Here is a 26,446-nt window from a genome sequence, read left to right as displayed (position 1 = left end):
ATTAGCTATTCTTTGCTTCATCGTTGACATAACATAGCTGTCTGATGATTTCGGTGACAGAATTTTTCAGTCCCTCTACATGAATCCAACCCACATATACAGCATATACAATATTTTGATGATTGTCCTGTATATAAACATGATGCACACGATATAAATCTGAGCTTAAATAAATATAACCACTGGCATCTTTGAATTTACCTTCTAGTAATATTTTTTCTTTTAAAGGTTTCATTTTTACCACATCTTTAGTCACCCCAGATATTTTGGCTATTCTTTCTATGGCAAGAGCAACACAAGTGTTATGACTGTAACTATTACCATGATTATAATCCTGCTGATTAAAATAAATTGTCTCTACGATATTTTTAGCCACTTTATCTGATGCTAGGTAATAGGTATGAGCATTAAGGGAATTTAAGACAACGGCAGCAATTTCTACAGAATCAAAAATATTGCTGGTCGCTTCTAGATAATAATCGCTTATCAAAATCTTGGATACATCGTTTATAGAATCAAAAAGAGGACGAATTGGATAAGCAATAATATCGGAGGAATTGATCAGATTATTCCAGCGCAAACGCTGGCCTTGATGCTGGCTAATAAATTTTTCAATTTGATTGGTATCAATGCCTAAAGTTAAATTTAAAAATGGGATCGGTGAACCCATTGTTGTTACACTAGATAGGGAAACTTTGCCCCGTTCTTTACCGATAAGATCACGAATTTCATGAGCGGGATCTTTAGGATCAAAACGCTCAGAAAATAACAGATCCCAAAGGATTACAGTACCCAAAGAATGGGCGACTATATGTAATTCGGTTTCCTGGGGATAAGCTTGAACAAGATCGATTAATTGGTCGGCAATAATGCGGCGAATTTGTTTTCCTCGATCGCTGCCTAAATAGCTAAATGCGTCACCGATAAAATAAGATAAATACTCTTTTCTAAAATTTTGATAGCGAAAGGATTGCTCGGGGTTAAAATTACTATTTTTCTGTTTTTGTGTCTGTAATTCTTGGTCTATATCTCGCCATAATTTTTCGGTTCCTTTGAGAACATTTCCCCAAAATCCTGCATAACAGTAGGGAATAATCTGATTTTTGCGTTTACATTCTTCTTCAATTAGTTTAATTAATTTATTGGCATAACTAGCGTCTCTTGTGGCCACTCCATGAATAAAGTAAATCAGCATAATAGATTTATCTCAATAAGCGGTGATCGGAATCTCTCTTAATATACCCTTCTAGCTTCAGAAAAATATCAGGATGGAGCGAGATATAGTAATATATAATTAATTAATGCGATTTGTCAAGAGATGGTCGCTTAGGCCTTGCTAACCCAGCCTAGGAATTGCCATATAATACAAATGCCCGCTATTATATAATTATATTTTTCCCTTTTAACTTAGTCTTATGGTTTCACAACTAGATAAAACTAACGTCACTGAAATTATCTACCCCGATAGCGATAGTCAACCTATGGCCGATAATACCCAGCAATTTCGTTGGATCACAACAATTAAAACTAATTTAGACTGGCTATTTCGCGAGCAGTCTGATGTCTTTGTTGCGGGGGATTTACTTTGGTATCCCGTGGAAAATGATAATAAACTGCGTCAAGCGCCGGATATCATGGTGGTTTTTGGAAGACCAAAAGGGGAAAGAGGTTCCTATCGACAATGGCTAGAAAATAACGTTAGTCCCCAGGTGGTTTTTGAAATCCTCTCTCCGGGTAACACCCTCACGGAAATGGCCAAAAAACAGCTATTTTATCAGCGTTATGGGGTCGAGGAGTATTATCTTTATGATCCCCATAAAAATGATGGCAGTGGTTGGATAAGAGGGAAAAATCAGCTAGAAATTCTGGAAACTCTCGATAATTGGGTTAGTCCCCGTTTAGGTATTCGTTTTCAGTTGGGGGAACCAGAAATGTTGCTTTTTTATCCCGATGGACAAGCTTTCACCAGCTATAACGAGGAAAAACAACGAGCGGAAAGATTAGCCAATAAACTGCGGGAATTGGGCATTAATCCCGACCAAATCTGAGAGGATGTTTCTTGGCTACTATTAAAAACGGATTTGCTCTGAGAGTGCCTATTGACTAGAGGTAATACCGCGCTGACGTAATTGGTCGATAAAAAATTCTTCCAGGGAAGCACGAGCTAAATTAAGACTGATCAAGCGAACATCCATACTAGACAGGGCAGCCAGAAAAGCATCGGGTTCTCCCTGTAGTTGTCCGTGCCAACAATTATCGCGCCAATGCAAACCGAGGAGCCATTGCTGTAGTTGCTCCTCCCCACCACCTTGAACAATCACCTGATAGACATCAGCACGACCGAGAATTTGGTCGAGGGAACCGACACAGAGTAATTCTCCCCGGGCCAACAGGGCAATGCGATCGCAAATTTGTTCCACATCGGAGAGAATATGAGAGTTAAAAAAGATGGTTTTCCCCTGTTGTTTGAGGGAGTGAATAATTTCTCGCACCTGATAGCGACCGATAGGGTCCAGTCCCGACATCGGTTCATCGAGAAAGACTAATTCTGGATCATTGATTAATGCTTGAGCTATACCGATCCGTTGCATCATACCCTTAGAATATTGACGCAATTGCTTTTTCTGGGCAGTTTTGCGGTCTAATCCCACTAAATCCAATAATTCAGGAATGCGTTTTTTCTGCACAGAAGAGGGAATTTGAAAAATGCTGGCGATTAATTGCAGGAATTCCCAGCCGGTGAGATAGTCGTAGTAGTAGGCATTTTCAGGAAGATAGCCGATGCGTTGCCTGACCGAGCGATCGCCAATTGGCTGACCGAGAATCAAGGCCCGTCCAGAAGTGGGTCGGACAATCCCCAAAAGGGTTTTTAAGAGTGTGGTTTTGCCGGCCCCGTTCGGGCCTAATAATCCAAAGGTTTCGCCCTCATGGACAATTAAAGTACAGTTTTTCAAGGATTCGATTTTCTTATTTAACCAGAATCCCGTCCGATAAGTTTTTTGTAAGTTTAACGTCTCTAGCACCGTTTGACGGCTGGTATTCGTCATTGTTTTGGAATCATCTCTCCGACACTTTGCCTTTATTATCCCCAAATTGTCAGCAGTAATGTCAACGGTATCAAAATAGCCCAGTTTTGGAACCCAGAAAAATTCCAACTGGTGTTGAGAAGCGGTATCAGTGCAGTTCTGGGCTATTGCCAGCTTTCTTCTCTGGCATTGGTGTGCATTAGCGGCTAAAATCTGTTAGACAGATAACGTTGACACTTGAGCGGCAACTGGTACAATAGTGCGAACGCTTACACAAACACAGCATGAAACAACTCCTCAATTGCCTCAATTCCCTGACAGTGGCCAGTGTAGCCACTATCGCCTTGGCTTACCCCAGCATCGCTCAAGTTAATCTGTCTGTTTATCCCGCTCCTTCCTCGTCGAACGAATCCATCGAATTATACGTTCCCCCGCCAGAAAACAATAACACCAATAATAATACCTGTACTCAATTGATTGGGGCAAATATCGATAAAATTATCAGTCAAGCTCCCAATCAGTGGGGTATATTAATCGAATCTATCGATCGCCAAACGGTTATTTATAGTCATAACGCCGATCGCTATTTTATCCCTGCTTCTAATACAAAGTTATTTACCACGGCTGCCGCTTTACAAGCGATGAACCCGGAAACGACAATTCAAAAAAAATCCCTGCGCGATTGGGTGAATATCACTAATCAGAGAAGTAATAATTTCTACGCTGACACTCTTTTTCGCTTTATCGGCGGTTCTAAAAGTGTTACTGCCATCTTGGCACAATTGGGCATCGATCCCAGTGGTTTTCGTTTAGCTGATGGTTCGGGATTATCCCGCCGTAATAATGCTACTCCCCGCTCGATCGTGGAAATTTTGCGGGTGATGTATTATTCTCCTAATCGCGATACTTTCTATGCTTCCTTACCGGTAGCGGGAATTAGTGGCACCCTGAGAAACCGAATGCGTCAGACGGCCGCTACTGGCACAGTTTACGCTAAAACTGGCACTCTCACCGGTGTGCGGGCCCTATCGGGTTATCTAGAAAACCCCAACCAAGAACCGATGTTATTTAGCATTATCGTTAATAATCAACGGGTTTCCGGACAGGCTCTGGTGAAAGCGATCGATACTATTGTTCTACAGATGACCGAATCTCGTTCCTGTCAAGCTCAGTAGACATCTGCTAAAAATCCCCTGTCTCCCGACTCCTAACTCCTGAATTCTTCTCTATGCAAGAGGTCTAATCCCGGGGCGATTCTCGCGAGTCAATCCGATTTTTTTTGCGGAACTGATGGCCAAATTCCCTTAACCCGAGATGGGGTTAATAATAGCCATAATCTGCTTCAGTTTGGGTTTGGGTTTGGGGGGAGAGATATTCAAAATTAGAAGGATCTCGCAGAAAACGAAATATTTCTTCTTCGAGACGATGAATCAGATAGGGTTCTATGGAACTAGAATCGCGTAAACAGGCTAAATAGCCTTCAACGTATAGCCGGATCTCATCAAAACGCGAGCCACGGTGCCAAAGATCCACCATGTCATCGGTTAGTCTTTGATAGTAACGAATGGATTGGGTATCTTGGAGCATGGGCAGTAGAACAAAAAAAAGAGAGTGGGGGTAAGTGTTTATGGATCATCGTAGGGAGAATTGCTTCCGTCCCCGATATCTCTATTGTACCCACCAAATCGGCAAAACACAGGCGAGGGAATTTTCAGTGATCAGTAAAGGGTGAGGGGTGTGGGGTTTTACCCATTTTCAGGGAAAAAGTAGCGAAAATTTCCCCCCGACCACTGCAATGGCCAGCACTTTTTGATGGAAAAAAAGTCTAAAAGTCTTATCCAACAAGGGTTTTAGACTTATTCAGCCAGCCCTAGTTAGTAATTTTGGTGGCTTATGGACTGCTAACCCAGCAAGAGCGACTTTTTCCGTTAATTTGGCTGATTTGGCTGAGTTATGGACTTTTATAGATTATTCGTGGTTTCTTTGTCTTTTTGCCCGTTCAATTTGTGCTTGTAGTTCTGCTATTTGTCGCTGCAATCTTTCGCTTTCGCTATCATTAGCATCAACATTAATTGAGCTTTTTACCCCTATTTTGGCATAGTTTCCCCAGCGAATTTGACGATAGGATTCCGAGTTAAACCATTGCTGTAGATACTGGATTCTTTCCACGGAAAAAGGATGAGTTAAAAAGGAACCATTCCCACCATTATAAATGATAAATTTATAAATCTGGTTTAAGTTATCTTGGTCTAATTGTCGATAGGCTTCTCCTTGGCGAATAAATTCTTCTAAGTTGCATTCATGCAGGTATTTTTGGCTTCCTCCTGCACATTTCATTAAAGTTCTCAGGACTAAATTTAAATCATCGGTAACTAATAAAGCGGCCCTGTCTGCCGATAATTCGGCTTTTCTGCGCCATTCATAAAAGGCATAAACTAGACCAGTAGTAATGGCTTTTCCTAGTCCTAAAGTGATGTCCCCAAGAAAATTAGCCGCCCCCATCACCCAAAAAGACATTTGAATCAAAATACTATGATCGCATTTTAAATGACCTAATTCGTGGGCAAGAATTACTCGAATTTCTTCTTCATCTAAGAGGTCTAAAAGAGCAGTATTAAAGACTATATAGGGATGTTCTGAACCCAAAGAATAGGCATTGGCTAAAGGGTTTTGACTGACATAAAGATTCGGTTCTGGGAACATATCTAAATCCCGCAGACATTCGCGATAGATGCCGTATAAAGTGGCGTATTGACGAGGACCAACTTTTAAATCATTGCCCATTAATAAAATTTGTTGGGGACGTTCATAGAGATATTCGGAAAAACTTTTCGCTAATAAATCAAACCCCGGAACTGATCTTAAGGCCTGTTCAGCTTGCTGATCTAGGGGATGTTTAAAAGCTTGACTGGAGATATCAGGATAAGTTGGCATATTTTTTCAAGGAGAAAGGAGTCGTTAATCAGAAATAAACGGGTATTAATTGCCAAGTTTTTGAGTTTTTCTTGCCAAATTTTTCGAGAGAAGTGAGGGGGTTATAGTCGGGAACTACTTCTAGAGAACTCCGACTTTCTCAATAGGTTTTTAACTCTGCAAAATTGCTGATTCTAGAGTTGATTTTGGTGACATAGAATAGACCTGTGGGAGAAATGAGCTTTTTTCTTGTTAACTATCCTTAGCAATAATTCCTAGATTAGATAACAAAGCTTGTAGGTTAGTTTGCACGGTAGCGGGTTGGTATCTCTTAATAGTTTCTAGGGAATTATCGGCGAGTTTTTGCCACAATTCCCTATTATCATAGAGTTCGATCACTGCTTGGGCAAATTCCTCGGCAGTATCGGCAATTAAAACATCCTGGTGGTCAATTAATCCCATACCTTCGGCACCAATTCTTGTGGTAATAGTGGGTAATCCTAGGGAAAGACTTTGACCTATTTTACCCTTCATTCCCGCACCAAATCGCAGGGGAGCGACAAAAACACGACTCTTTTGAAAATAGAGTTCTACTTCGGGAACATAACCGGTGACAACTACTTGATCACTGGCTAATTCTTTTACTTCATCCTTGAGGTTACTTCCCAATAAATTAACGGTAATATCGGGACGGGATGCCCAAACTAAGGGCATAATTTCTAAACATAACCACTTAACTGCATCAATGTTAGGAGGGTGATTGTAGCTACCAATAAATACTAAACCCGATCGCTGGTCAAAAGCAACTTTTTCTGACAGGTAAATTTCTTCATGGATATTGGGGATTACCCAAACATTTTTCACTCCTAAAGAGGATAAAACTTGCTTTTCGTCTTCCGTTACTACCACGGTTGCTTCCGCTTGATTAGCATAGTTTAACTCTAATTTCTGATAGGTTTCCCAACTCCAGCTAGTATTTTGATAACTGGGATCGAGATAGTCTTTTTGCCGTTTTAAACGCAGAAAATGCAGGTCAATTGTATCATAAATAATTGGCACTTTTGTTTTTAAGCGAATTAAGTCCATATACTTATCGCACAATTCGGGACGACACAACCAAACTCCATCGATCAGAGGTAAATATTTGATTAATTTTTCTTCTAGATTATATCTTTGCGGTGTGCCATAAATAACCTCAATTCCCAGCTGTTGTAGGACGGAAGTATAGGGTTGTTCAGGATAGCCATTATCGGGAAAGAAAATCACTGAATAGCCTAAATTGAGCAGTAGCTTAAGAATATTTAATAAACGCACACAGCCGGATTCTCGATCGTATAGTGGAACGTAGGAGTCAATGACTAAAATTGTCGGGTTTCCTTGTAAACGTCGGGCAGCTTTCGGTACATTATTAGCATCGTTATCCAGGTGTTTAGTTAATACCTTTGACCATTTTTCTCGAAACTTAGTTTGATTAATAACTTGATATTGTTTGATCCCACTGGAAAGGTCTGTTCCCGAGGTGATTCCTTCGTAGTGAATAACGTTAGATTGGGGTTGATAGAGGACTTGATAACCCAATTCTCGGATGGCAAAACATAAGTCTGTATCTTCGTAATATGCGGGGATAAAGTCTTGACAAAAACCACCCAATTGCTTAAATAAATCTGTAGGAACTAATAAACTGGCCCCCGAACAATAGTCCACGGGACGCACATAATTATATTCTGGTTCATCGGGACTATCTAAGCGTCCATAATTCCAACCATCGGCAGAATTCCAGATAATTCCCCCCGCTTCTTGTTGTTTACTATTAGCATAAATTAACTTAGAACCCACCGCACCAACTTGGGGATTATTGACAATTAATTTTAATAAACTTTCTAGACAATTTTCCAGAATACGAGTGTCGTTATTGAGAAAATATAGGTATTGACCTTTTGCTTGACTAGCTCCATAATTACAGGAACGAATAAAACCAGAGTTCTCTGCATTAGTTAATACTTTAATTCCTTTAACTAAAGTGGCTAATTGTTCTAAGGTGTCATCAGTGGAAGCATCATTAACAATGATTATTTCATAAGCTAAATCAGAACTTAAGTTAACACTCAAGGATTCCAAACAGTTAAAGGTGTAGGCAAATTGGTTATAAGCAGGAATAATAATCGAGACTAAAGGATCATCACTACTGGCAATTTCTAGGGGTCGGGGTTCAGCTAGTTTAGCACTTTCGATCACCTGTTCTTCAAATTCAGAGGAACTCTTTCCTGTGAGAATTTTGATAATTTTTCGTTTCGTCTTTTTCAGTGCTGGTTTCCATCCTTCCTCCTGGAGACTAAAGACAAATTTTTTCAGCAGTTTTTTAACTTTGAAAATAATCATTATTACCATAAATACTCCTCTGGAGAAAACCAATCTTGTGCTAAATTTAAATCTCTTTCTGCTCTAACAATAGCTCCTTCCTTTAATTGTTGCTTGAGGTAGTTTCTCTGTGGTTCCATAATATATAATTTAATCGCTTCATTAATTAAATTATTATATTCTTTTTCAGGATAATCACTACTCGCCAACCATCGATCGAGAAGTTGCATGGTATCTTCAGGGAGAGTTATCTGAAGTTGTCTGGCCATTTTGTCTTTCCTAACCATATCTAGACAATAACAATTATAAACCCCTAGAGCGATTTTAGTTGCTGTCGGGATAAATTCTCGGGGCTGCGGCGATTAATTTTTGGGTGTAGGGGTGTTGGGGATGGCTAAAAATCTGTTCAGTGTCACCCATTTCAACTATTTTACCCGCAGTCATCACCGCAATTCGATCGCAGAGGAATCTCGCTAACCAAAGATCATGAGTTATAAATAAATAAGTTAGATTAAATAACTTTTGTAACTCTAACATTAACTCTAAAACCTGTGTCTGAACACTAGCATCGAGCATACTAACCGGTTCATCACAAATAACTAATTCTGGACGAGTAATTAAAGCGCGAGCAATGGCTACCCTTTGCTGTTGTCCCCCCGATAACTCTCTAGGATAGCGTCGATAAAATTCCTCTACCGGTGTCAAACCGACTCGATCTAACATTTCTAAAACCTGTTTTTTAGCCGTTTCTAGATTAACTTTTTGATGGATAAAAAGCGGATCGGCGATACTTTCTCCCACCGTCATTAGAGGATTGAGACAAGCGAGGGGATCCTGAAAAATCATCTGCATTAAGCGTCGTTTGGGACGCATTTTTTCCCCCGATAAAGTGGTTAAATCTTCTCCTAAAAATTCCACTTTTCCCCCGGTGGGTTTAATTAACTGTAATAGGGTTCGCGATAGGGTACTTTTCCCACACCCCGACTCCCCAACTAAACCGAATATTTCCCCTCGATACAGTTCAAAATTGACTTCATCCACCGCTTTAATAAATTTCTTTTCTTTTTTGAAAAAACCATCTAAAAAGTTACATTCTAGGGTATAATACTGTTTTAAATTATCCACCTTTAACACCGTTTCTTTACCTTGAATTGCTGTTGATTTTTCCTCGCGTAACTGTAGGTGTAAAGCGGCGGCTAAAAGAGAACGGGTGTAGGGGTGTTCAGGTGTATTAAAAACTGTTTTTACCGCTCCCGATTCGACAATTTTGCCCCCCTTCATCACCGCTAATCGATCGCAATATTCTCCCACCAGCGCTAAATCATGGGAAATTAACAATAATCCCATCTGTTCCTCGCTACATAAACGCTTTAATTCCCGCAGAATTTCCGCCGAAACCGTCACATCTAAACTGGTGGTGGGTTCATCGGCAATAATTAACTTAGGGTTTAATAATAAAGCTAAAGCAATGGCCACTCTTTGCCGCATTCCTCCGCTAAATTCGTGAGGATATTGGGACCAACGATTAGCGGGAATTTTTACTTTTTCTAGGACAGTACAAGCTTGACTTTTAGCTTGACGATAGGTTAAATTTCGTCGATGAGCTTGCAAAGTTTCCACACAATGATCGCCAATAGTCATCAGCGGATCCAGTCGCGTCATCGGATCTTGAAAGACTAATCCCACCGCTTCCCCGCGAAACTTTTCCAACTGTTTGCTAGACAAAGATAAAAGCGATCGCCCTTCAAAGGTAATCTCACCTTCCACGTGAGTGCGATTAGGTAATAACCTTAAAATAGCCTTACCGATGGTCGATTTTCCACAACCAGATTCACCCACTAATCCCAGAGTTTCCCCTTTGCCTATACTCAAAGATACCCCATCGATCGCCCAAGAGGGAGAACTTAATTCGGTCGGGTAGGCAATTTTTAGGTCTTTAATTTCCAACATGAGGCGATCGGTAACGATAAAAGTTAGGACTTAAGTAAGTAGTTATAATTAAATCGAAGATAGATTTTGCCTCTGATCCCCCCTGCCCCCCTTGATAAGGGGGGTGCCCCTTGATAAGGGGGGTGCCGATCCCCCCTGCCCCCCTTGATAAGGGGGGTGCCGATAGGCGGGGGGATCCCCCTTGATAAGGGGGGCATCTGATAATTTTTAACGCCTACCTACTTAGGGTCAAGTATGCCACACAAACGGCGATCGAGCATTTAATCAGTAATCGACAACTGACCCTAACAAAACCTGACAATACCCCTTTAAAGTCGCCACTCGCTCGCTAATTATCTGTAAACGCTTCTCCCGTCCTTGCCGGGCTGAGGCCAAAAATAACCAGTCCGTCTCCAGCAATCGCCACGATCGATATAGTTCCGTCTGGACTGTGCGCCAACGATTAGCCACCTCTGGGCTGAAATTGTCATCATTTAGTGACAATATCTCCCCTTCTAGACAGGTTTGTAAAGCTTGAAAAGATTGTAACCCCGTGGAAGCATCCCCATCCAGAAGGGCAAGACTGAAATCCTCCAGTTTTCTTAACAAAGATTTGTAGGCTTGATGGTAATTTGTCGGTAGCATCCAATACAAAGCGCGTTAGAATTTGTTACATAAGATTAACGATTTGCCGTCACGGTTGCAAGTCCTCCTCCCGACCAGAGACAAAAACTTAAAAGAATCCCGCCCTTTTCGCCGATCGATCCGATGCCAGTGTTAGAGAGTTAAGTAATCTGGCATCCCTTCGGCCTAATAATTTTCTAGTTATCCGTCTCCACCACCCCTATTATCCCCCCGATCCAACCATGAACGCCATCACTGCCACCCAACCAGAAACCCTCACCGCCCTTCCCCGAGCCACGGAACCGAAAAAAGCGTTAGTTTTACCCGATTGGCTGCAAGAATGCCTAATTACCTACGAAAACGACCCCCAGAATCCCGATAGCGATTTAATCTGTCGGGCCTTTAATTTCGCCTACAAACTCCACGAGGGCCAGTATCGCAAATCCGGGGAACCCTATATCGCCCATCCCATAGCTGTAGCGGGATTACTGCGGGATCTGGGGGGTGATGGGGCAATGATCGCGGCGGGATTCCTTCACGATGTGGTGGAAGATACGGAAGTCACCCCCGAAGAAATCGAGGCTAGATTCGGTGTTGAGGTGCGTAATTTGGTGGAAGCGGTGACAAAACTCTCCAAATTCAACTTTTCTAGCAAAACTGAACGGCAAGCGGAGAATTTTCGCCGAATGTTCCTGGCGATGGCTCAAGATATCCGCGTCATCGTGGTCAAATTAGCCGATCGCCTGCACAATATGCAAACCCTCGAACACCTCAACCCGCAACAGCAGCAACGCATCGCCCTCGAAACTAGAGAAATCTTTGCTCCTCTGGCTAACCGTTTAGGGATTGGGCGATTTAAATGGGAATTAGAGGATTTATGCTTTAAATACCTCGAACCCGATGCTTATCGCACCGTGCAGTTATTGGTATCGGAAAAGCGTATCGATCGAGAGTCCCGCATCGAAACAGTTGTTAACACATTGCGGGAAAAATTGCAAGAAATTGGCATAAAAGTTCTTGATTTACAGGGTCGCCCCAAACATCTCTACGGCATCTATCATAAAATGCACAATCAGGGTAAAGAATTCGAGCAGATTTATGATATCGCCGCCGTCCGCATTATCGTCGAAACTAAAGAGGAATGTTATCGTTGTTTAGCCGTAGTTCACGATCAATTTACTCCGATTCCCAACCGTTTTAAAGACTATATCGGTTTACCAAAAGCTAACCGTTATCAATCCCTCCATACCACCGTTGTTGGTTTAAATGCCCGTCCCTTAGAAGTGCAGATTCGCACCCTAGAAATGCACCATGTTGCTGAATACGGTATTGCAGCCCATTGGAAGTATAAAGAAACCGGTTCTAGTCAGACAACTTTAACCGCCGAGGATGAAAAATTCGCTTGGCTGCGTAATCTGCTCGACTGGCAAAAAGACCTTAAAGATGGCCAAGAATACATGGATGGCCTAAAAAATAATTTCTTTGAAGAAGATATCTATGTTTTCACCCCCAAAGGTGATGTGGTGGCTCTGGCCCAAGGTGCAACACCAGTAGATTTTGCCTATCATATTCATAGCGAAGTAGGTAATCAGATGAAAGGGGCAAGAATTAATGGTAAATGGTCAGTTCTTGATGCTCCCTTGCAAAATGGTGATCTGGTGGAAATTCTCACCAGCAAAAATAGTCACCCTAGTTTAGATTGGTTAAATTTTGTCGTTACTCCTAGTGCCAGAAATCGCATCCGGCAATGGTACAAAAAATCACGACGAGAAGAAAATATTAGCCGAGGTCGTGATTTATTAGAGAAAGAATTAGGTAAAACTGGCTTCGATGCCCTGCTAAAATCGGAACGAATGCAATCGGTGGCTAAACAGTGCAATTATGTGGCAGTAGATGATTTATTGGCGGCTTTGGGTTACGGCGAAGTTACCCTAAAAAATGTGGTTAATCGTCTGCAAGAAACAGTTAAAAATCAACAGGAAATTTTAACGGTCAAAAATCCGCCCGATGTCCTGACTGATTCCCAATTGATTCTACCACCTTCTCCCGTTCAAAGGGCTTTACCCGTCAGTAAATCACCGATCGCCGGTGTGGAGGGATTAGTCTATCGTTTGGCCGGTTGTTGTTGTCCTTTACCCGGAGAAAATATTACTGGTATAGTTGCCCATGCGGGGGAAGGTATTGTTATTCACCGTCAGGGCTGCTCGAATGTGGAAAAAGCCGAAGCTGAACGCTTAATTCCTGTTAGTTGGAACCCTATAGATGACCAGGGACGTTATCAAACTTATCCAGTAAATATTCAGATTGAAGTGATTGATCGCGTCGGGGTTTTAAAAGATATTCTCTCTCGTTTAAGTGACCAAAATATTAACGTTCGCAATGCCGGAGTTAAGACTAATTTCGGTAAACCCGCTTTAATTTCCCTGAAAATTGAAGTAAAAGACCTGCAACAATTTGAACGCTGTGTTACTCAAATTAAGCTGATGAGTGATGTTTTAAACGTTCGTCGCATCAGTCAGGTAAAAAGCGATCGAGAGTAAGTTAAACCTAAAATTTCTGCTAATATCCCCCAAACCCCGGAGCGCCTTAGCTTTGGAAGTGGGATGCTGACACTGACTAAAACCACGAGGGCAATATCTGCACTTTTTGTCACCGAACAGCGTAGGATCGATAATGAATCTGAGCGCAAAAATCCCTATGTTATTATCCCCACTCTCAGTCATCAGTTTTCTGATTAGTTTTCTGGTGGTTGCCCTGATTAAACAACGTTTTAGCCAACAATTGTTAGATATTCCCAATGAGCGTAGCAGCCATAGTCAACCCACACCTAGAGGAGGTGGACTCGGTTTTGTCGTCGCTTTTGCTCTGACTGGCGGCCTCAGTTATTTTCTCCTTCCCCCTTCCCTTCCTCTCATTCCCCTGTGGTTATCCCTGACTCCTTTAATTATTATCGGCCTTCTCGATGATCGTCGCGGTATTCCCTCTAGTATTCGCTATTTGGTGCAGTTATCCTCCGCTAGTATTGCGGTCACTTTTTTCGGCGCTTTTCCCCAATCGTGGCTATTAGATTTTGGTTTTGGCGGCAAAATTTTGGCTATTATTCTCACAATTATCGGACTGACTGCGAACATTAATTTTTATAATTTTATGGATGGTCTTGATGGTTTGGTGGCTGGCTGTACGGCGGTACAATTAGGATTTCTCGCTCTCTATTTTCAGCAACCAATTTTATGGCTTTTAGTGGCAGCTTTAGGCGGTTTTCTCCTCTGGAATTGGTCGCCAGCGAAAATTTTTATGGGCGATGTGGGTAGCACCAGTCTAGGGGCAATTGTCGCTATGGTTTTACTTAATAACCAAGGCAATCAAAGTCAATTTTGGTCAGCTTTAACTATCACTTTCCCTCTGATTGGTGATGCTATTTATACCCTGATTTGTCGATTATTTAGAAAGGAAAATATCTTCCAAGCTCACCGCAGTCACCTTTATCAAAGATTACAAAAATCTGGCTTGTCTCATTCACAAGTAGCGATTATTTATATGGGGATAACTCTCCTGATTGCTATTAGTGTTAACTACTTAGGAAACCTAGGAGCATGGCTGAGTTTACCTCTGATTCTAGGATTAATTGTTCTCGGAGAAATTTATCTGAACAAGAGAGTTAGCGAGCAGAATTTATCAGTGACAAGAAAAGAATAATTTTTTTTGCTATGGACTGAGGGGTTATTCAAACCTAGAGAATGTTATACTAAATCCTCTTGAAAGATTATAGGAAACGGGGGGTAAGGAGCAGAAGTAATCACTCAAATAGTTATTAGCGAAAGTCTTTTATTTCACTCAAACACTGATGGTTTTAATCTGGCAAAAACAAAGCTATTTATCTCTTATCCCTCCTAACCAAGAGAAAAGAAAAAATTAATATTTATCGGCCAGGGTTAGCTGATATGATTAGGGAGATGACTATCATTCCCAAGTCAATGAGCGCAAGAACATTATTCGATAAAGTCTGGGACGCACACACGGTTAAGATTCTTCCCAGTGGACAGACACAATTATTTATCGGACTGCATCTAGTGCATGAAGTCACCAGTCCGCAAGCTTTTTCGATGCTAAGAGAAAGAGGTTTAAAAGTATTATTTCCCAGACGGACTATTGCTACCGTCGATCACATCGTCCCCACCGAAAATCAAGCACGTCCTTTCCTTGACGATTTGGCCGAGGAAATGATCCGGGCGATCGAAACTAATGTTCAAACCAATCATATTCCTTTCTACGGCATAGGTTCCGGCAATCAGGGCATAGTTCATGTGATCGCTCCCGAACAAGGCCTAACCCAACCGGGGATGACGATCGCCTGTGGTGACTCCCACACCTCCACCCACGGCGCTTTTGGTGCGATCGCTTTTGGCATCGGCACTTCCCAAGTACGCGATGTTCTTGCTACCCAAACCCTATCCCTATCGAAATTAAAAGTGCGTCGAGTGGAGGTAAACGGCGATTTAAACCCTGGAGTCTATGCTAAAGATGTAATTCTCCATATTATCCGTCAATTAGGCGTTAAAGGCGGTGTTGGTTATGCCTACGAGTACGCTGGTAGTACAATTGAACGGATGTCCATGGAAGAAAGGATGACGATTTGTAACATGGCGATCGAAGGTGGGGCCCGATGTGGTTATATCAACCCCGATCAAATCACCTACGATTACCTCAAAGGTCGTGATTTTGCACCCAAAGACTGGGAAAGTGCGGTTAATTGGTGGGAAAGCATTAAAAGCGATGCCGATGCGGTTTATGACGATGTGGTGGTCTTCGATGCCGGTGAAATCGAACCCACCGTTACTTGGGGGATTACTCCGGGCCAAGGAATCGGGGTTAACGAAGTCATTCCCACTCCCGAAAGTTTACCAGCCAGTGAAAGAGCGATCGCAGAGGAAGCCTATCAATACATGAAACTCACCCCCGGCACCCCGATTAAAGGCACAAAAATCGATGTCTGCTTCGTCGGTAGCTGTACTAACGGCCGGATCAGTGATCTGCGCGAAGCGGCCAAATTTGCCCAAGGTCATCGTGTGGCCCCCCATGTGAAAGCTTTTATCGTCCCCGGTTCCGAAAGAGTCAAAAAACAGGCGGAAGCGGAAGGATTAGACCAAATTTTCCTAGCATCAGGCTTTGAATGGCGCGAGGCTGGCTGTTCCATGTGTTTAGCCATGAATCCCGATAAATTGCAGGGAGATCAGATCAGCGCTTCCTCCTCCAATCGTAATTTTAAAGGTCGTCAAGGTTCCGCTTCCGGGCGTACTTTGTTGATGAGTCCGGCGATGGTGGTAGCGGCGGCGATTAAAGGGGAAGTCACCGATCCCAGGGAGTTGTTAAATTAAATAGGGTTTGCTGAAAAAGTTTGTTAGTGGGGTCAGGAGTCAGGAGTCAGGAGTCAGGAGGCAGGAGATAGGGTGATGAGACAGCTTCCCCACTTCTCACTCCCTTCTCCCCTTCTCCCTTCTCTACAATAATTACTCGCAACCAGAAATACCTTGGGTTCATATCATACTTTGTGCTTTTTGTCAAAAAAACTTTTTTTTTGCAATAAAACTACATAAAAAAAAGATCATCGTTGTGGGTGAAATTGACTGATTTACCCGTCTTAATTAGGATCACCTTCTAGGTGTGGCAAGGGTTTCAACCATTGCTGCCCAAAAAAGCACAGAATAGCCCATTATGAAATTCTATCAAATCGCTGTTACCATCATAACGTCGTTGTTAAATAAAAATCTTTCTCAATTAATTCTTAAGAATTTATAAATATTGCGGAATGTTAATTTAAATATTCTTAAGTTTTTGCAATAAACTAATAATTTTTACTTATTTTTGTCCAACATTGGGTTAGAAGTCAGGAGTCAGTTATCAGTTATCAGTTATCAGTTATCAGTTAAGTAGTCGTGCAAAATAAATTTCCTAGTGAAGAAAGGCACTTATGCAAGAGGCAAGAGGCAAGGGGGGGGTTAGATTTGTGTAATTAATTTTGCTTAGGTACTTATCAGTTCACTGAGAAAACTCCCCACACCCCACACCCCACTTCCCACTCTATTTTAATTTGACTGCCATAATTGCCAAGCTTTAACGAGATTTCCCCCCATCAAGGCAGCCACTGCATTTAAAGTCTTAATTTCCTCACTATCGGGATTTAATTGTCTAGCTTTATCTAAGACTTTTTGGGCTGCTTGCGGTTGCCAATCGTACAGATAAATAAACCCTTGATAAGCATAATGATAGGGATTATGGGGGTCAATTTTAATCATTTCCTCCGTGGCTTTTATTGCCCCTGCCACATCCTGTTGTAGTACCTTAGAAATTGCTAATCCGTAGGCTAAAGATAATTTATCGGGGGGGTTTTGTTGCTGTAAACGATAGGAAAAAGCCTTGTCTGCTTGCAGCACATAATTCTGAATCGAATCGTATTGATTGATACGATTAGTTAACTCAAAAATTGGTTCAATACCCGTTAATCCTTGGCCAATATTAGCAGACTTTAAGCGCAATTGGGTCACTAAATCTAATTGGGGCGTTGCTAACTTGGCAACTTGAGGATCGATAGTAATTTGAGCATTAGTTTTAATCGGATAGGTTTCGCCAGTTTCCCGATTGAGATAGACAGCAGATAAGCGATAAACTCCGGGGGTTGCTGCCGACTGCATGGCAGTTTTTTCAGTGACTTCAAAACCCTTTGGTTGCTCTTCTGGAGTTAATTTTTTTGCCATTAATCCCCCCATAGCAATACCATGATCGTGCATCCAATAATCCTTACCGTCCACTTCTTGCCAAGTTAAAATTACTATTCCTGACTTTAATTGTTGCCAGTCTCCGGCCCATTTGTAAACCACGGGAATGGGTTGATTAGGAGAGGCTTTTTTGGCAATGGCAATCTCTCTTAATTCCACCTGTTTTGGCGCATTTTCAAGGGGTTTAACCGTGACGGAGGGGTCTATTTTACGGTGTAGGGAAAGGGTACTATCATCCGGTAGCTGCCAAGTTTTTTCCACTTGGAAATCTGATCCGGTGGCGACTCGATTAACAATTTTTTTCTGGACATCGGGGACGGAACCCTGTTCACCAGTTTTAGTTAAAAACCAATCTAAAGAATTGACATCCTTTTCTATATCTTCTTCCCGAACTCCCACCTGTCTGCCGGCAACCTGGGAATTATGTTTACCACCGTAGAAAGAGAAGGTATGTTGATTTAATTCGGGGGTGGAAGGTAAAACCCCTAGGGTGCTGCGAAGATAGGGAGAATCGGCTAGAATCTCTTTAACTACTTCTTCGTGCTGCCAACCAGTTTTTAAATAGGGATGGTGTTGTAATTTGGGACTGAAAACGTTAGTAATTATATCTCCCCCCAAGGGAAATAAATTTAAGCTGGTGAGGATAGCGGCAATAGTTATCGTTCCCCAACGGATACCAGGGGCAAAACGACCACGCCAAGATAATAAACCAACGGATAAAATTAAGGATAAAGTCGGTAAAAGCGGCAAAATATAACGAGCATCTTTATTGATATTTAGGGATGATAATAGGTATCCCCCCAGCAGAAAAACTCCTAACCAAATCCACACAGGACGATTAACCTTATCTTCGGTTTTTCTATGACGTAATGAGATTAATAATCCCACCAGGGGAACTAATAACAATACCCAAGAAAGAAAATAGGGTAAAACTTGGGCGTAAAATGTCCAGGCATCAGGACTGGTAAGAGGCGGATCTCCCTCCAAAATCGCCGAATCTACCGTGGCACGTTTGCTCGCAGTTAACATTAATAACCAATTCGTCCGATACCAGGGAAACATTAGCAATGCTGCCGTCAAAAAACTCAGCATTAATTGCGCTAGATTACCCCAACGTTTTCGCCAAAGATTTTCGCCCAATACCCACAAAATCGGCAAAAAGAGGAAAAATAGGGCGGTTTGTTTGACTAACATCCCTAAACCGAAAGAAATCCCGAAAGCGATCGCTTTTAGCCAGCCTTGACCACTAAATCGCCACCATGTCAAGCAGAAGTAAGAAAACGTTACAATTGCCGCTAAGGGAAAATCTAAGAGATATTCGAGGCGATAATAGTATAAACCGGGTAGAAATTGACAGATTAAGACCGCCCATAAAGCCACAGTCCCATTAAAGAGGATAATTCCCAATCCATACACAGAAAAGAGCAGTAGGGCGCTATAGATGGCCATTACCCACATACCCGCGTCAAGACTAATACCAAAGAGATTAAAGAAGGGAATCGTTAAAAGATAGGTTAAAGGGGGAATTTTCGGCGACATTAGCCATAAACTGCGCCACCAATCCCCATCAAACCAGCGCGGATTTTGGAAAGCTTGGGTATAGATAATCCCACCGTTGAGATAATCGGCCTGATCCCAAGCAGGAATAGTATGATCGAGACTAAACCAGAATCTATCGACTAATATCCCCAATATCCAAATAATACTGACAATAATTAATCCCTGTCTCCCCTCTAGCGATCGCTTCAAAATGACTTCTCCCTAGTGCAACTCTCAATTATTCTGCCACGCTCTCAAGCGCCCCTGAAAAAATCGCCAGCAAGAAACACCAGACCGATCGGGGTAAAATAAAGATTTAGTGAAAAATTGTAACAGGAACTTGACAAATGCGAGTGGTGATCGTTGGTGCAGGGTTAGCGGGAATGGCAACAGCTATCGATCTGGTCGATGCGGGCTGTACAGTAGAAATCTTAGAATCTCGTCCCTTTGTCGGTGGAAAAGTCGGTAGTTGGGTAGATGCGGACGGTAATCACATCGAGATGGGCTTGCACGTCTTTTTTGGCTGTTACTATAATCTTTTTGAGTTAATGAAAAAAGTGGGCGCTTTTCAATCCCTACTGCTCAAAGAACACACCCACACTTTTATCAACGAAGGGGGAAAAATCGGCGAATTAGACTTCCGTTTCGCTGCAGGTGCGCCTTTTAACGGTTTAAAAGCCTTTTTTACCTCCTCCCAACTCTCGGCAGCCGATAAAATCTTTAATTCTCTGGCCTTAGGTACCAGTCCCATTGTCCGCGGTCTGATAGACTTTCAAGGAGCGATGAAAACGATTCGGGATCTGGACTCGATTAGTTTTGCCGATTGGTTTCGTAGCCATGGCGGTAATGAAGGCAGTTTAAAAAAAATGTGGAATCCGATCGCCTATGCCTTAGGATTTATCGATACGGAAAATATCTCGGCCCGTTGTATGCTGACGATTTTCCAATTTTTTGCCGCTAAAACCGAAGCTTCCGTCCTGCGGATGTTAGAAGGTTCCCCCCACGAATACCTGCATAAACCGATTATTAACTATCTGGAGGCCCGGGGTGCCAAAATCTCTACTCGTCGTCAGGTGCGGGAAATTCTCTATTCTGGAGAGGGCGAAAATCTGCAAGTTAATGGCATGATCGTCGCTAACGGAGAAACCACAGAAACTATCACCGCAGATGCCTACGTTTGCGCTGGTGATGTCCCCGGTATTCAGCGTCTTATTCCCCAAGATTGGCGAAAAATGCCGATTTTTGACAATATTTTCCGACTAGAAGCCGTCCCCGTCGCTACGGTACAATTGCGTTTTGACGGTTGGGTGACGGAGTTAAATGATGCCGAAAAACGCCGACAACTGCAAAAAGCGGTGGGAATTGACAATCTTTTGTACACCCACCAAGCGGATTTCTCCTGTTTTGCAGATCTTGCTCTCACCAGTCCTAGGGATTATTATCGCCCCGGAGAAGGTTCTTTATTACAGTTGGTTTTAACCCCCGGTGACCCTTTTATTAAAGCTAAAAATGAAGATATTGCCCAGCACGTTTTAGCGCAAGTCCATCAGTTATTTCCCTCCTCGCGGGAGTTAAAGATGACTTGGTTTAGTGTGGTGAAATTGGCCCAGAGTCTCTATCGGGAAGCACCGGGGATGGATGTCTATCGTCCCTCGCAAGCGACTCCTATCCCTAACTTTTTCCTTGCTGGTAGTTATACCCAACAGGATTACATTGATAGCATGGAAGGGGCCACTTTATCGGGTAAACAGGCAGCCAAAGCGATCCTACAACAGGCCGAGCGCCGGAAATCTTTAGCCACGGTTTGAGCAAACAGCCGGCAATCTCCTCCCTTGAGAAGGGATTGCCTCTAGATTTGTTTTCAGTGGCAAAAGATAACCCCTATAGTTAACTTGGCAAGTCAGCCCCTCAGGCCAAGCTATACAAAAAAGACCGATCGAGCTAGACTCGTAAAAAGATCACTCCATCTAGAAGGCTTACCCTAGACTGGAAAGAATGTCGGAAAAATCTCGTCAGAAATAGGAGTCAATCGAGTTTATGCCAGAGCTTGCTGTACCATTAGAGCTTGATTTCACCAGCGAAACCTATAAATCAGCCTATAGTCGCATTAATGCCATCGTTATTGAAGGCGAATACGAGGCCAATAGCAATTATATTCAATTAGCAGACATCCTCACCGATAACAAAGAAGAGTTACACCGTCTGGCAAAAATGGAAAACCGTCACATGAAAGGTTTTCAAGCTTGCGGCCAAAATTTGCAAATCACTCCTGATATGGATTATGCCAGAGAATTCTTTTCCTCTCTGCACGATAACTTCCAAATTGCCTACGCAGAAGGTAAAGTTGTCACCTGTTTATTAATCCAATCTTTGATTATCGAAGCTTTTGCGATCGCTGCCTATAATATTTATATTCCTGTTGCCGATCCTTTTGCCCGTAAAATTACTGAAAGCGTAGTTAAAGACGAATATTTACACCTCAATTTTGGCGAAGAATGGCTAAAAGCGAACTTTGAAACCGCTAAAGAGGAATTAGAAGCTGCAAATCGCGCTAATCTACCCATTGTCTGGAGAATGCTCAATCAAGTCGAGGATGATGCTCGCGTCCTCGCTATGGAAAAAGAGGCCCTCGTGGAAGACTTTATGATTAGCTACGGGGAAGCGTTAAGCAATATTGGTTTCAGCACCCGTGATATCATGCGGATGTCTGCCTACGGATTAACTGCCGTCTAAAGCTTGAGCATCGAGATTTCTTTTTTTCCCCTGCTGCCGCTCAACACAGAGCGGCTCTTTTGTGTATTATATTTAAGAGTCTTAACGATTTCTTAGCAATATCCTAATTTTTATCTAGTGCCATCTAGTCTAACGAAAGAACAATCAATGTTTGGTCTTATAGGTCATCTTACCAGTTTAGAACACGCCCAATCGGTCGCCGACGATCTAGGTTATCCTGAATATGCTAACCAGGGATTAGATTTTTGGTGCGCTGCCCCCCCGCAAATTGTCGATGATTTTCATGTCACCAGCATCACGGGGCAAACCATCAGAGGAAAATACATCGAATCCTGTTTTTTACCGGAGATGTTGTCGAATCGTTGGGTAAAGTCTGCTATTCGTAAGGTGCTAAATGCCATGGCACTCGCTCAAAAAAGTGATATCAATATCACCGCACTCGGCGGTTTTTCTTCAATTATTTTCGAGGAGTTTAATCTCAAAGATAATCGACAGGTGCGCAATATCGAGCTAGATTTTGGCCGTTTTACCACCGGTAACACCCACACCGCTTACGTCATCTGCACTCAGGTGCAAACCCTCGCTGACAAAATGGGCATCGATTTAGCTCAATCTACCGTCGTGGTTTGTGGGGCTACCGGAGATATCGGCAGCGCCGTTTGTCGTTGGTTAAATGAAAAAACCGATACAAAAGAACTAATATGTGTGGCACGCAATCAAGAGCGTTTACAATCTCTGCAAGAGGAGTTAGGACGCGGTAAAATTCTTCCCCTAGAGGAGGCTTTACCCCTGGCTGATATCATTGTTTGGGTGGCTAGTATGCCTAAAGGGGTGGAAATTGATCCGGATAAACTCAAGCGCCCCTGCATTATTATTGATGGTGGTTATCCGAAAAATTTAGGCACGGTGTTAAATGCCCCCGATGTTTCTGTGATTAAGGGCGGCATTGTCGAGCATTCCCTCGATATTGACTGGAAAATTATGAAAATCGTTAATATGGATATTCCCTCTCGTCAAATGTTTGCCTGTTTTGCTGAGGCGATTTTATTGGAGTTGGAGGGTTGGCAAACTAATTTTTCTTGGGGACGCAATCAAATTACCGTCCCTAAAATGGAACAAATCGGTGCAGCTTCCCGCAAACACGGGTTTCAACCTTTGTTATTTTAACTAATATCTCCAACCCCCCACCGACCACGGAATTAGAAGTTTCAGGCGAAAAATAATTAGAGTGGGCGCTTGACTTTAGCGGCGGCTTGGGTTATGCTTGTTTCATAATGGGATGTTTGTGTTTATATTTGAATGCTTAGATTCCGATTATGAATAAACTCTTTTAAAAATATTATCCCAAAATCTGCCGACAAAAGCAAGCAAAATTTTGCCATCAATTGTTAAGTTTTGTTAAGAAAAATAACAATAGTGACAAGGGATAGGACTCCCTTCGCTGATCAGAGGGCTTTTGGGGTAATTCTAGAAGTGTGGGTCTGATTTTTAGCCTTCCAGCAAAGACGACAAAACCACTAAACCCTATGAAAACTTGGTTAGAAGATCGCGGTATTTTACCCGCTTACGGTGGTGGGGTAATCATTGGCATTACCCTCTGTTTTTTCGGAGCGGCGACTAATACCATGGCGGGATGGTTGTATGCTATCTGTGGCACGACAATCGCCATTTTAATTTTATCGATAATTTTACCCCGTCGTTCCCTTCTTCCCCTGAAAGTGCGTCGTCTTGCCATTGTACCCGTAAGTGCGGGAGACGATCTTAGTATTAGCCTAGAGATAGAAAATACTAGCAATCAGCCGATAAATCTGTTAGAAGTGACAGATATCCTGCCTATAGTTCTCGATCAGCCAAAAATAACCCCAATAGAAACGATTGCCCCCAAAAGTTGCCATCGTTGGACCTATTATTTACCCACCAGTAAACGGGGTATTTATCACTGGCAAGAAGTACAATTAAGAACAGCAGCCCCTCTCGGTTTATTTTGGTGTCGTCGTTGTCATCAAGCAGCGGCTAAAGCTTTAGTTTATCCCCAAATTTTACCCTTACAACAATGTCCCCTAATCGATTCCCTCGGTCAAGAGATGGCACAAAAATTAGAAAATAATCGCTATTATCAAAGGGCTAGTCAAGGACTTACCCGTAACCTGAGACAATATCGCCAGGGTGATTCTACCCGTTTAATTCACTGGAAAACTAGCGCCCGTTTGGGAGAATTTCAAATTCGGGAATTAGAAGTGTTAACGGGAGGACAGGAAGTGATTATCTGTCTCGATACCCTCTGTGATTGGCAAGAAGACAGTTTTGAACGGGCGATTATTGCCGCTGCTTCCCTCTATTTTTATGCCCATCGTCGGCAATTAAATGTGAACCTCTGGACCGGTGAAACGGGTTTAATTCACGGGGAGAGGATCATTTTAGAAACTTTAGCCAGTATAGAGGCAAAAGCTAGTCAAAAAAACGCTAATCTGCCTAATTTACCGCTAATTTGGTTGACAAGTAACTTCAATTCCATCGAACAACTCACCCCCGGCAGCCGTTGGTTATTTTTCCTCGCTGCTGATTCTAGGGAGAGTCCTTCACCCTTAATCCGACAGTTTAGCGGATTGGCGATCAAACCAGAAATTTCTCTACAACAACAATTACAAAAACCCCCTCGTTGAGAAAATTTCTGTTCCCAGTCTAGATTGAGAGGAAATTCTCTGGAAAAAAATGCCAGTATCCCGGAAAAAGATGTTATGATAGAAAAGACTCGGACTCATGCGATCGCAACGCCTTAACCTTGTCAGGACCGGAAGGTAGCAGCAATACGGGATGCTTGTGACTGGCGTGATCTCCGGGTCTTTTTGTTGCCTGTGACGGTCACTGTCGTGAACGCTTTCAAAACTTTTCGATCGCTTACTGCCGAAACTCGTCGTCAACTACTCTTTCTCTTCGTCACGGCGCTGTTTTTCTGGATAAGTATCACCACTCTTGTCCCCACTCTCCCCATCTATATTGATTCCCTAGGCGGTAGCAAACAAGATATCGGCTTTGTCATGGGGGCCTTTGCCATCGGTTTAATTTTATCGCGCAGCTGGTTAGGCAATCTAGTTGATCGCCGCAGTCGCAAATTAGTGGTTTTATTTGGAACTATTGTCGCCGCTACCGCACCCCTCGGTTATCTATTTTTTCGCGATCTTTCCTCTTTATTCGCCGTCCGCGCCTACCATGGTCTCAGTATCGCCGCTTTTACCACTGGTTACAGCACCCTAGTGGTGGATTTTTCCCCCGTTCGTCAACGGGGAGAGATAATTGGTTATATGAGCTTAACTGCACCCATAGGCATGGGAATCGGTCCAGCTTTAGGCAGTTATCTCTACGAATCGATCGGTTATGACGGTTTGTTTCTAGTTTCCGCCACTTCAGGAGCGATCGCTTTTCTCTTGGGTTTCTCTATTCAAGAACCGGACTTCAAGAAAAAATTAGCCCAAATGAAGGCAGAAAATCGAACAATTGAGCGCAGTTTCTGGGCATTATGTCAAGAGCGAGCTTTTTTAGTCCCCACCCTAGTTTTTCTGCTGGTTGGTACTTTATTCGGCGGTTTAGTCGCTTTTTTACCCCTGTTTCTCCTCGAAAACCAGATAGCTTTCAGTCCTGGTCTATTCTACAGTTGTGCGGCAGTATCGGGCGTAATCGGGCGGATTTTGTCGGGAGGAGCCAGCGATCGCTATGGACGCGGTTTATTCATCACTATTAGCGTTTTTTGCTATGGTTTATCCATGTTGGTTCTATCTTCTGCCCGATCTCCTTCGGCTTTAATTTTAGCCGCTATTCTCGAAGGTACGGGAGGGGGGATTTTATTCCCTATGTTACTGGCTTTAATCTCCGATCGCTCTGGGCCCCAAGAACGCGGCCGGGCCTATTCTATCTGTATCGGCGGTTTTGATGTGGGAACAGCCTTAGCCGGTCCAATTCTGGGGGTTTTAGCAATTTCCTACGAAACTATGTTTAGTTTATCGTCAGGATTAGCTGTTATCGCTCTCTTTCTCTTTTTTACTCTCTCTAACCCCACTATACGCCATTCTTTTCTCTTCGCTTTCGGTTTAGAAAAAGATCGTTATGCTCTGCGCGGACAATTACAATAAAGCTTACTGAAAAAGTTTTTCCTAGAGCAGGGTTATTTAATAGGTTTGAGGCTGAAAATTATCGGGAATATCTAATTCAAATACTTGGTCATGAATCCGAGCCACATAAAGCCCTTCTTGCAGAATTTTTTCGCGTAATTCTGGGGATAAATCAACCGCCGCTAATATGCCATAGAGTTTTTTATCCTTGTGTTCAGGAAAAAAGCGGCGAAACCGTTGCAAAATACTTTTTAATTGAGTAATATCTTCCTGTCTAACATGACTTTTAACCTCAACGATATAGGCAATATTTAGCTCACCATTGGTATAGGCAAGAACATCAATTTCTAGGTGTTGTCCTTCTTTACTGACTCGGACACTGGGACTGATAACCTCCATACCAAATTGTTGTCCGAGAATCGTTTCCATTGAAGGAAGGGCAAGT

The 26,446-nt window shown here is 42.6% G+C and carries 20 protein-coding genes and 1 other RNA gene; 11 read left to right on the top strand and 10 right to left on the bottom strand.

Annotated elements, in window-relative coordinates; all coding sequences use genetic code 11:
• Window position 1: 1 nt before the first annotated feature.
• Complete coding sequence (locus tag EWV60_RS04305; protein ID WP_002738991.1) at window positions 2-1,195, bottom strand: lipase family protein; 1,194 nt, start codon at window positions 1,193-1,195, stop codon at window positions 2-4.
• Between the two features lie 220 nt (window positions 1,196-1,415).
• Between EWV60_RS04305 and EWV60_RS04300 the strand changes: the two genes are divergently transcribed.
• Window positions 1,416-2,048 (top strand): Uma2 family endonuclease, encoded by a 633-nt coding sequence (locus EWV60_RS04300; protein ID WP_287231197.1) that lies wholly within the window; start codon window positions 1,416-1,418, stop codon window positions 2,046-2,048.
• A gap of 48 nt (window positions 2,049-2,096) precedes the next feature.
• Here the strand turns inward: EWV60_RS04300 and EWV60_RS04295 are convergent, their stop codons facing one another.
• Window positions 2,097-3,047: an ABC transporter ATP-binding protein gene (locus tag EWV60_RS04295; protein ID WP_287231194.1), complete on the bottom strand. Its 951-nt coding sequence runs from the start codon at window positions 3,045-3,047 to the stop codon at window positions 2,097-2,099.
• 263 nt (window positions 3,048-3,310) lie between these two features.
• Here EWV60_RS04295 and dacB point away from each other — a divergent pair, with 263 nt between their 5' ends.
• Complete coding sequence (gene dacB, locus EWV60_RS04290; RefSeq protein ID WP_002739413.1) at window positions 3,311-4,201, top strand: D-alanyl-D-alanine carboxypeptidase/D-alanyl-D-alanine endopeptidase; 891 nt, start codon at window positions 3,311-3,313, stop codon at window positions 4,199-4,201.
• 145 nt (window positions 4,202-4,346) lie between these two features.
• On the opposite strand, the gene EWV60_RS04285 is transcribed toward dacB, so the two are convergent.
• The 6 genes from EWV60_RS04285 to patD form a co-directional block, all read right to left on the bottom strand.
• Window positions 4,347-4,613, bottom strand: a complete 267-nt coding sequence (locus EWV60_RS04285) for a DUF6761 family protein (RefSeq protein WP_002739044.1) — start codon at window positions 4,611-4,613, stop codon at window positions 4,347-4,349.
• A 381-nt stretch (window positions 4,614-4,994) separates the two neighbouring features.
• Window positions 4,995-5,960: a M48 family metallopeptidase gene (locus EWV60_RS04280; protein WP_016516590.1), complete on the bottom strand. Its 966-nt coding sequence runs from the start codon at window positions 5,958-5,960 to the stop codon at window positions 4,995-4,997.
• A 231-nt stretch (window positions 5,961-6,191) separates the two neighbouring features.
• Complete coding sequence (locus tag EWV60_RS04275; RefSeq protein WP_287231188.1) at window positions 6,192-8,327, bottom strand: glycosyltransferase; 2,136 nt, start codon at window positions 8,325-8,327, stop codon at window positions 6,192-6,194.
• Complete coding sequence (locus EWV60_RS04270) at window positions 8,321-8,566, bottom strand: hypothetical protein (protein ID WP_002738900.1); 246 nt, start codon at window positions 8,564-8,566, stop codon at window positions 8,321-8,323. The genes EWV60_RS04275 and EWV60_RS04270 overlap by 7 nt, the downstream gene beginning before the upstream one ends.
• A 55-nt stretch (window positions 8,567-8,621) precedes the next feature.
• Entirely contained in the window at window positions 8,622-10,247 is a 1,626-nt protein-coding gene (locus EWV60_RS04265; RefSeq protein ID WP_287231186.1) for an ABC transporter ATP-binding protein, read from the bottom strand.
• A gap of 264 nt (window positions 10,248-10,511) precedes the next feature.
• Window positions 10,512-10,871 carry a heterocyst frequency control protein PatD gene (patD, locus tag EWV60_RS04260; RefSeq protein ID WP_002778268.1) on the bottom strand — a complete coding sequence of 120 codons (360 nt, stop codon included), beginning with the start codon at window positions 10,869-10,871 and terminating at the stop codon, window positions 10,512-10,514.
• A 221-nt stretch (window positions 10,872-11,092) separates the two neighbouring features.
• Here patD and EWV60_RS04255 point away from each other — a divergent pair, with 221 nt between their 5' ends.
• The 3 genes from EWV60_RS04255 (at window position 11,093) to leuC (ending at window position 16,225) form a co-directional block, all read left to right on the top strand.
• Window positions 11,093-13,390, top strand: a complete 2,298-nt coding sequence (locus EWV60_RS04255) for a RelA/SpoT family protein (RefSeq protein WP_002778270.1) — start codon at window positions 11,093-11,095, stop codon at window positions 13,388-13,390.
• A gap of 157 nt (window positions 13,391-13,547) precedes the next feature.
• Complete coding sequence (locus EWV60_RS04250; RefSeq protein ID WP_287231182.1) at window positions 13,548-14,546, top strand: MraY family glycosyltransferase; 999 nt, start codon at window positions 13,548-13,550, stop codon at window positions 14,544-14,546.
• Window positions 14,547-14,824: 278 nt separating this feature from the next.
• Window positions 14,825-16,225, top strand: a complete 1,401-nt coding sequence (gene leuC, locus EWV60_RS04245; protein ID WP_052275952.1) for a 3-isopropylmalate dehydratase large subunit — start codon at window positions 14,825-14,827, stop codon at window positions 16,223-16,225.
• Between the two features lie 708 nt (window positions 16,226-16,933).
• On the opposite strand, the gene EWV60_RS04240 is transcribed toward leuC, so the two are convergent.
• Entirely contained in the window at window positions 16,934-19,372 is a 2,439-nt protein-coding gene (locus EWV60_RS04240) for a phospholipid carrier-dependent glycosyltransferase (RefSeq protein WP_287231178.1), read from the bottom strand.
• Between the two features lie 137 nt (window positions 19,373-19,509).
• Between EWV60_RS04240 and zds the strand changes: the two genes are divergently transcribed.
• The 6 genes from zds (at window position 19,510) to EWV60_RS04210 (ending at window position 26,022) form a co-directional block, all read left to right on the top strand.
• The gene (gene zds / locus EWV60_RS04235; protein WP_002755392.1) at window positions 19,510-20,970 is read left to right on the top strand and encodes a 9,9'-di-cis-zeta-carotene desaturase; all 1,461 of its coding nucleotides are present in this window, start codon (window positions 19,510-19,512) and stop codon (window positions 20,968-20,970) included.
• Window positions 20,971-21,199: 229 nt separating this feature from the next.
• Window positions 21,200-21,895, top strand: coding sequence for an aldehyde oxygenase (deformylating) (locus EWV60_RS04230; RefSeq protein ID WP_002739386.1), 696 nt, complete (start codon window positions 21,200-21,202; stop codon window positions 21,893-21,895).
• Between the two features lie 147 nt (window positions 21,896-22,042).
• Window positions 22,043-23,062, top strand: a complete 1,020-nt coding sequence (locus EWV60_RS04225; RefSeq protein WP_002739243.1) for a long-chain acyl-[acyl-carrier-protein] reductase — start codon at window positions 22,043-22,045, stop codon at window positions 23,060-23,062.
• A gap of 359 nt (window positions 23,063-23,421) precedes the next feature.
• Window positions 23,422-24,558 carry a DUF58 domain-containing protein gene (locus tag EWV60_RS04220; protein ID WP_287231176.1) on the top strand — a complete coding sequence of 379 codons (1,137 nt, stop codon included), beginning with the start codon at window positions 23,422-23,424 and terminating at the stop codon, window positions 24,556-24,558.
• Between the two features lie 86 nt (window positions 24,559-24,644).
• Window positions 24,645-24,741: signal recognition particle sRNA small type (gene ffs / locus EWV60_RS04215), an RNA gene on the top strand.
• A gap of 9 nt (window positions 24,742-24,750) precedes the next feature.
• Window positions 24,751-26,022 carry an MFS transporter gene (locus tag EWV60_RS04210; protein WP_287231173.1) on the top strand — a complete coding sequence of 424 codons (1,272 nt, stop codon included), beginning with the start codon at window positions 24,751-24,753 and terminating at the stop codon, window positions 26,020-26,022.
• 36 nt (window positions 26,023-26,058) lie between these two features.
• On the opposite strand, the gene EWV60_RS04205 is transcribed toward EWV60_RS04210, so the two are convergent.
• On the bottom strand, window positions 26,059-26,446 hold a 388-nt coding region (locus EWV60_RS04205), incomplete at its 5' end, for a DUF3782 domain-containing protein (RefSeq protein WP_287231170.1).

Origin of the sequence: Microcystis sp. Msp_OC_L_20101000_S702 (assembly GCF_007095705.1) — a bacterium.
Lineage (GTDB): Bacteria > Cyanobacteriota > Cyanobacteriia > Cyanobacteriales > Microcystaceae > Microcystis > Microcystis ichthyoblabe_A.
This window is presented reverse-complemented; position numbering and strand designations above follow the sequence as displayed.

What these genes read in the sequence shown, in the direction of transcription:
- EWV60_RS04305 (WP_002738991.1), bottom strand. Translation starts at nt 1,195, where the DNA reads ATGCTGATTTACTTTATTCATGGAGTGGCCACAAGAGACGCTAGTTAT.
- EWV60_RS04300 (WP_287231197.1), top strand. Translation starts at nt 1,416, where the DNA reads ATGGTTTCACAACTAGATAAAACTAACGTCACTGAAATTATCTACCCC.
- EWV60_RS04295 (WP_287231194.1), bottom strand. Translation starts at nt 3,047, where the DNA reads ATGACGAATACCAGCCGTCAAACGGTGCTAGAGACGTTAAACTTACAA.
- dacB (WP_002739413.1), top strand. Translation starts at nt 3,311, where the DNA reads ATGAAACAACTCCTCAATTGCCTCAATTCCCTGACAGTGGCCAGTGTA.
- EWV60_RS04285 (WP_002739044.1), bottom strand. Translation starts at nt 4,613, where the DNA reads ATGCTCCAAGATACCCAATCCATTCGTTACTATCAAAGACTAACCGAT.
- EWV60_RS04280 (WP_016516590.1), bottom strand. Translation starts at nt 5,960, where the DNA reads ATGCCAACTTATCCTGATATCTCCAGTCAAGCTTTTAAACATCCCCTA.
- EWV60_RS04275 (WP_287231188.1), bottom strand. Translation starts at nt 8,327, where the DNA reads ATGGTAATAATGATTATTTTCAAAGTTAAAAAACTGCTGAAAAAATTT.
- EWV60_RS04270 (WP_002738900.1), bottom strand. Translation starts at nt 8,566, where the DNA reads ATGGCCAGACAACTTCAGATAACTCTCCCTGAAGATACCATGCAACTT.
- EWV60_RS04265 (WP_287231186.1), bottom strand. Translation starts at nt 10,247, where the DNA reads ATGTTGGAAATTAAAGACCTAAAAATTGCCTACCCGACCGAATTAAGT.
- patD (WP_002778268.1), bottom strand. Translation starts at nt 10,871, where the DNA reads ATGCTACCGACAAATTACCATCAAGCCTACAAATCTTTGTTAAGAAAA.
- EWV60_RS04255 (WP_002778270.1), top strand. Translation starts at nt 11,093, where the DNA reads ATGAACGCCATCACTGCCACCCAACCAGAAACCCTCACCGCCCTTCCC.
- EWV60_RS04250 (WP_287231182.1), top strand. Translation starts at nt 13,548, where the DNA reads ATGTTATTATCCCCACTCTCAGTCATCAGTTTTCTGATTAGTTTTCTG.
- leuC (WP_052275952.1), top strand. Translation starts at nt 14,825, where the DNA reads ATGAGCGCAAGAACATTATTCGATAAAGTCTGGGACGCACACACGGTT.
- zds (WP_002755392.1), top strand. Translation starts at nt 19,510, where the DNA reads ATGCGAGTGGTGATCGTTGGTGCAGGGTTAGCGGGAATGGCAACAGCT.
- EWV60_RS04230 (WP_002739386.1), top strand. Translation starts at nt 21,200, where the DNA reads ATGCCAGAGCTTGCTGTACCATTAGAGCTTGATTTCACCAGCGAAACC.
- EWV60_RS04225 (WP_002739243.1), top strand. Translation starts at nt 22,043, where the DNA reads ATGTTTGGTCTTATAGGTCATCTTACCAGTTTAGAACACGCCCAATCG.
- EWV60_RS04220 (WP_287231176.1), top strand. Translation starts at nt 23,422, where the DNA reads ATGAAAACTTGGTTAGAAGATCGCGGTATTTTACCCGCTTACGGTGGT.